This is a genomic window from Rhodococcus sp. Leaf278, assembly GCF_001426085.1.
Classification (GTDB): Bacteria; Actinomycetota; Actinomycetes; order Mycobacteriales; family Mycobacteriaceae; genus Rhodococcoides.
In genome coordinates this window covers 279,706-285,981 of sequence record NZ_LMRR01000004.1, presented here as the reverse complement: position 1 = coordinate 285,981, position 6,276 = coordinate 279,706, and the positions used below count along the sequence as shown (strand labels likewise).

The 6,276-nt window shown below is 62.9% G+C and carries 4 protein-coding genes and 1 rRNA gene; all 5 read right to left on the bottom strand.

Annotated elements, in window-relative coordinates; all coding sequences use genetic code 11:
• Positions 1-59, bottom strand: a 16S ribosomal RNA gene (locus ASG84_RS06825); the annotation flags it as partial.
• Positions 60-641: 582 nt separating this feature from the next.
• Positions 642-1,916, bottom strand: a complete 1,275-nt coding sequence (gene tyrS / locus ASG84_RS06820; protein WP_057476216.1) for a tyrosine--tRNA ligase — start codon at positions 1,914-1,916, stop codon at positions 642-644.
• Positions 1,917-1,954: 38 nt separating this feature from the next.
• Positions 1,955-2,608: a DNA-3-methyladenine glycosylase gene (locus tag ASG84_RS06815; protein ID WP_082520829.1), complete on the bottom strand. Its 654-nt coding sequence runs from the start codon at positions 2,606-2,608 to the stop codon at positions 1,955-1,957.
• Positions 2,609-2,847: 239 nt separating this feature from the next.
• Entirely contained in the window at positions 2,848-3,054 is a 207-nt protein-coding gene (locus ASG84_RS06810; RefSeq protein WP_032378947.1) for a Trm112 family protein, read from the bottom strand.
• A gap of 118 nt (positions 3,055-3,172) precedes the next feature.
• Complete coding sequence (locus ASG84_RS06805) at positions 3,173-6,190, bottom strand: AMP-binding protein (protein WP_057476262.1); 3,018 nt, start codon at positions 6,188-6,190, stop codon at positions 3,173-3,175.
• Positions 6,191-6,276: the final 86 nt, after the last annotated feature.

Here is a 6,276-nt window from a genome sequence, read left to right as displayed (position 1 = left end):
TGCATGTGTTAAGCACGCCGCCAGCGTTCGTCCTGAGCCAGGATCAAACTCTCCGTAAAAGACCTGCGAAACAACAACACCCACCCCAGAAAAGAGGCAGGACATTGCGAATCAGTCAAAGACATCAAGTCAAATCACTAGCAAAAAAACTCAACTAGCATTTTCGAACAACACCCGACAACAACCACCACAAGCGGATGGCTGATACATCGAATGCTTTCACCAAAACAAAAATTTCGGCACTGACATTCATCGACACACTGTTGAGTTCTCAAAGAACACGCACACACCATTCACCAACGAGCAGATGCTCGTAGATGTCCGGGGCAACCGTTCCAGCTTAGATCAGATGATCGAGCACAGTCAAACTGGCTTCTCATCCAGGGAAGTCGAACCTTGCGGCTCCACTCTCCATGTCGTCGAAAGCGAACTCCGCTTCGCTCAGGCCTTGCGGTCTGGGCTGGCGTCCGTGTCGCTCTGACCTGGACAAAGTTACGCCCCGGATAACAACGCGTCAAATCCCCAGGTCGTCCACACGCGAATCGTGTGAACAGCCTGGTCGCAACTGTCCAATTACCCACCTGACAGGCGTCGTAACCAAATTACATGGATGTGACTCCGGCCACTGACAACGCGCGAAGCTAGCTCGAGATCCGCGCGCCGGCGAAGTTCCGTTTTCCGCGTCGAACCACCAGCCACCGTCCGTGCAGTAGATCGTCTGCGGTGGGCGTCCAGTCCTCGTCGGAAATCTTGACGTTGTTGACCGATGCGCCGCCCTCCTTGACCGCACGCCGAGCCGCGCCTTTGCTGTCGCTCAGTCCCGTGGCGACAAGCAGATCCACAATGGTCTTCGGAGCACCGACTTCGATGTCGGCCACAGATGCTTCCTGCAACGCGGCGGCGAGAGTCTTCTCGTCGAGTTCTGCCAGTTCTGCACGTCCGAAAAGTGCCTGACTGGCGAGTTCGACCGATCGAGTCGACTCTTCCCCGTGTACGAGGGTGGTCATTTCCGCGGCGAGACGCTTTTGTGCTTCGCGCGCGTGCGGACGCTCCGAAGTGGCGACTTCGAGTTCGGCCAACTCCTCTTTCGAAAGGAATGTGAACCAACGCAGGTACTTCACGACGTCCGCGTCACCGGTATTGACGAAGTACTGGTACCAGGCATACGGGCTCGTCATCTCCGGGTCGAGCCACAGGCTGCCGCCACCGGTGGATTTGCCGAACTTCTTGCCGTCGGCAGAGGTGACCAGGGGAACGGTCATTGCGTGGACCGACTCGGCATCCTGGCGTCTGTTCAGTTCCACACCGGCAATGATGTTGCCCCACTGATCGGAGCCACCGATCTGAAGACTGCAGCCGTACTCACGGCGAAGCTGTACGTAGTCGTTGGCCTGCAACAGCATGTAGCTGAACTCGGTGTACGACATTCCGTCGCTCTCGAGCCTGTTCTTGACCGTCTCGCGGGCGAGCATCACGTTGATCGAGAAATGCTTGCCGATATTGCGCAGAAAATCGATGGCGGACAGCTCGCCCGTCCACGACAAATTGTTCACCACCACCGCACCCGTGGGGCTGTCGTCCAAGTCGACGAAACGCTCCAGCTGACCTCGAATTCGCGTTGCCCACTCGGTGACGACCTCGGGAGAATTCATGGTCCGCTCCCCCACGTCGCGAGGGTCACCGATCAGTCCCGTCGCTCCGCCGGCAAGAATGATCGGCCGATGTCCGGCCCGCTGAAACCGCTTGAGAGCGAGCAACGGCACCAAGTGCCCGGCGTGCAGCGACGGACCGGTCGGATCGAAACCGGAATACAGCGTGATCGGACCCTCGGACGTCGCCTTCCTCAGCGCGTCCACATCGGTGGACTGCGCGATCAGTCCGCGCCAGGTCATTTCGTCGATGATGTTCTCACTCACGACGTCGATCCTCCCGCATCGACGCATCGACCCGTCGGTCAGGCCTCCAGGCCACCGGGCACCGCGGCCCGGGGACTGCGTTTGTAGCTCGATACCGCCGAAGATCCACGAATCCAGAAGCGCCACGGTCGGTCAGCTGCCAGACTCACCCCGACACGTGGGCCGGACGCGACAGCCTGCTCCGGCATCGGGCGCGGGAGTAGCTGGAGGGTGACAGCGGACGAGGCGTCGAACAGTTCCGTTCCGTTGTCCGCCAGCGAGACGCCCAAGGCTCGACCGAGATTGCCCGGCCCGCGGGCCCAGCCGGCCTCCACCCGCGCAGACCGTGGACTGCGGCCGGCGCGCCTGCTGTCGACGATGTCGTGACCGGCCACGACTTCACCCGCACGGAGTAACACGGCGGCGGCCGTCCCGTCCGGACCGCAGCTGACGTTCATGCATAGGTGCATGCCGTAACTCAGGTACACGTACAGCCGGCCCGCCGGCCCGAACATCACCTCGTTTCGAGGTGTCGAACCACGAAAGGAGTGCGCCGCCGGGTCGGGCCACGGACCATCCAGTGGACCTCCGTATGCCTCTACCTCCACGATGCGCAGAGACACTTCGCCTGCGTGGACGGTTGCCCCGAGAATGCGTTGGGCTGCGTCGTCCGGCCCTGCTCTTTCCAAGTCAGCGACGTTCACCCGACCCATGATGCTGCGCCCTCGACGACAACGCGCCGACGGGGCCATGACTACGGCATCCGATGGAAACTTGCAGGCCCGTCGGGAGTACGGCGCATTGGCTCGCACCGAAAATGAAGCCGTCCGGTTCGTGCCGGTCGTCGTGGTCCCTCAGCCGGTTCTGTGCGAACACCTGAAGTTCACCGCTGCCACCCTGACCGGATCGGACTCGTCACTACGCCGCTCGATCCCGCGAGCAAGCAGGAGTTTTACGAGGTGGCCCGGGCCAGAATCGACTCGTGCTCGGCGTCGTCCACATCGCGCGCGTCGTCGGCGAGCAGGACCGGGATGCCGTTCTCTATCGGATATGCGCGACGCAGTCGCGGGTTGTAGAGCAGTTCGCCCTCGACCAGCAACAGCGAACCCTTGTCCACCGGGCACGCGAGAATGGAAAGCAGTGTCGAATCGATTGCCACAAGTGTCCTTCGTTCTGCTCCGATCGAGCCGGAGTGATGTACTCGACCACGCTACCGAACGAGCCTTTCCCTGCAGGCTCCACTCCTGATCTTCGAGCCGCTCCTGCAGGCTCGACTCCTAGGAGGACTTTTCGGCGGACTCGCCCCTACCCACAAAATGTTCGGCGACAACAGCTTTGGTCAAACGGCGGTAACTGTTGGACTCCGAGTCGTAGAACCACGACCGGGCACTGGGCGTCGGGATGCCCGCTTCCTTCAGCGCCGTCGCATTGGGTCGGTACGCGCGGCCCACCGGGATCTCGGAGACCACGTGCACGATCGCCGGACGCTCGGCCGGGAGCAGCACGCCGAGCGCGTCCGTCAACGCACGAGCGGTGATCACAGCTTCGTGCTGCAGCGAGATGGCGCAGACAGCGACTTCGGTGGCCGCAGCGTCGGCACGAACCGACCGCGGGCGATCTCCGGTGACGTGTACGCCGTACACCACAGCCGAATCGACCTGGTCGAGATCGCCGACAGCATCGACGATGGGCTGGGTGTAGACCGGACCGCACGACGACCGTACGACGGTGTCCTTGCGGTCGATCAACCAGTAATCTCCGTCGGAATCGCGTCGGAACAGATTCTCGGTGGGAATCCACGCGTCCGTAGGCTCGAAAACACCACGCATCACATGGCTGGTCGCCTCGCCCTCGCCACTCGGTCGACCCAAGAGAAGCCCGATCTCGTTGTCACGGCACTGCCGAACGAAACCGTCGTCGTCCTCTTCGAGTCTGCCCGTGATCGGGTCGTAGGCCGCAAGGGCAACCCGGGCACTGCCGGGCAGGGGGCGACCTTTCGAGCCGATCTTCGATCCAGCAACGTTGGCAAGAATGACGTCGTTCTCTGTCGATGCGTAGAACTCGAGCACCCGAGCCGGGCTGAACCGAGCGAGCGTGCGGCGCCACAGTCCGACCGGCATGCCCGAGCCGATGAACAGGCGAACCGGGTGGCCGGAATCGACCGGGAAACGACCGTCGTCCAGAATCTGCCGCATCATCGTCCACGTGTAACTGACAACGGTCACGCCGTAGCGGTAGACCTCTTCGCTGAATCGCTCGGGGTCGAGACCGCGGGAGAGCGCAATCCGAGACCCACCCGCGAGCGCGCCCCCGATCGTGACCAGAATTCCCGCCGAATGGTGCAGCGGTGCAAGGCAGTACACGGTATCGCCAGGACCGAGCGCAGCCGTGGTCGCCGTACCGAATGCCGAGAGCGCCCAGCGGTGATTGGTGATGTATCGGGGTTCCAGTCCACGATCGGTCGTCGTGAACAGGATCATCGCCAGTTCACGAGCGCGGCCAGGATCGGGCTCGTACCACTGAGGTAAGCGCACCGAGTCGGGATCGATGGACTCGAGATCGATCACCTCGTACCCCGTAGGAATCTCGAGTCGGCGGGTCTCGCCACCACCCAGTACCAGAACATTCGGTGTCACCGGTACTGCGGCCGATACGTTCTCGGGATCGGCGATCACCGTATCGACGTCGACCGTCCGGAGTGCGGCAGTCAGGTCGCTGCCCGGCTGCAACAGAACCGGCACCGCCCCGATTCGGGACAGGGCCGCCATGGCGGCCAAAGCACTGGGACGGGTCTCCATCAGAACACCGATGCGCGACGCGGGCCGCACCCCGACACTGATCAGACCGCGCACCACATTGTCGATACGAACGTTGACCGCGTCGTAGGTGTGCACGCGGTCGTCGAACAGGAAGCACTCGCCGTTCGGGGACTTGCGCCCCTGCTCGGCGATCAAGCGCCCCAACGACACTCGGCTGTGCGGCTGCATCTGGCCGAGCCGCGCAAGTCGAGGCAACGTCCGCACGGCCTCGGACGAAATTTCACGAGTGCCTCGTACCGCGCCGGTCGCGGCCGATGCCAGCCCCCGGCCGACGCCGACGCCGACCTCGGCAATCGAGGCCGCCGTGTGGATCAGTCGATTGGTGATCGACACACCGCTGTCGGAATCTCCGTGGTCCTCGCGCTCCATCACACGGACAGCCTCGGGCTTCGGTCCGAGATCCTCACGCCACCGAATCCAGTTGCCCGTCGTCGGCCACGTCTGTGCAGCTGCCGTACTGCCGACGACGAGGCCGAAATGGCCTGCGCGCAAAGTCGTCTCGAATACCTGCGCGCGCGGTGCTGCTCGCTGGATTCCGCGTACGGCCAATGGCTGACCGATGTCGTCGACCTCGCCGACGAAGGCCAGCACCGGCACCGTCAGTTCGGCCAGAGTCAACAATCTGTCCTTGATGACGAACCCGCCGGTCATCATGCGGTTGTGCACGACGAACTGCTTCAACAGCTCCGCCACGGCTGGGCCGGACCATGCCACCCACCCGTCCATCGCCAGAAAGCGTCGCTGCGGTTCTCGCGGCAACAACGCTTCACGGTCGTGCAACTGCCGCAGGAAATCCAGGCGGGATCGGACGGTTTTCGCTGGATCGAGGAGCTGAAATCCCGTCCGCGCCATCCATCCCGAGACAGCCAGCCGGGTGAAGACGTGGTCGGCGAGAAACTCTGCGCCCCGAGTGGCAACGCCGGCCGGAATTCCCAGCGGCAACCCGGCCAGCGTGTCGACCGGCGCTCCGAACGTGATGAGGCTGGCCAGGTTTCGGCCCCCTCGATAGGCAGCAGCTTGGTAGCAGAACATACCGCCCTGCGAGTAGCCACCGAGGTGAACGTCTCGGCCGGTGTACTCGTGCACCTTGTCGACGACCTCACTGATCGCCACGACGTGATCGGCGAGAGTACGGCTCCACCCACCCTCTTCGGTATCCGGCGAACCGAAATCGACCACCCATGGATCCAGGCCCATCCCGTGCAGAATCCCGGCCGCACCCTGATCGGTCGTGACGTCGTAAACGTCGGCGGACACCATCATCGGCGGAATGAGCACCACCGGAGGACTATCCGCAGGCACGTCGTCGGGGAAGTATCGCCGCAACCGATACATGGGCTCCCGGTCCATCACCCGGAACGGCGACGGGTCCACCTCGGTTTCGAGACCACCGAGACGAATGACCTCGAGACCGTTCTGGGCCGTGGCAATGGCACGGCGCAGTGGACCACGTACGGCGTCTGCATTCAGTCCCACAACTACACTCCTGCGTTCGGCCCCGACGGAACGACCGGCATCGGTCTTCACGTGACGAAAGCTTCTCACATCACATTCGAGTCAAC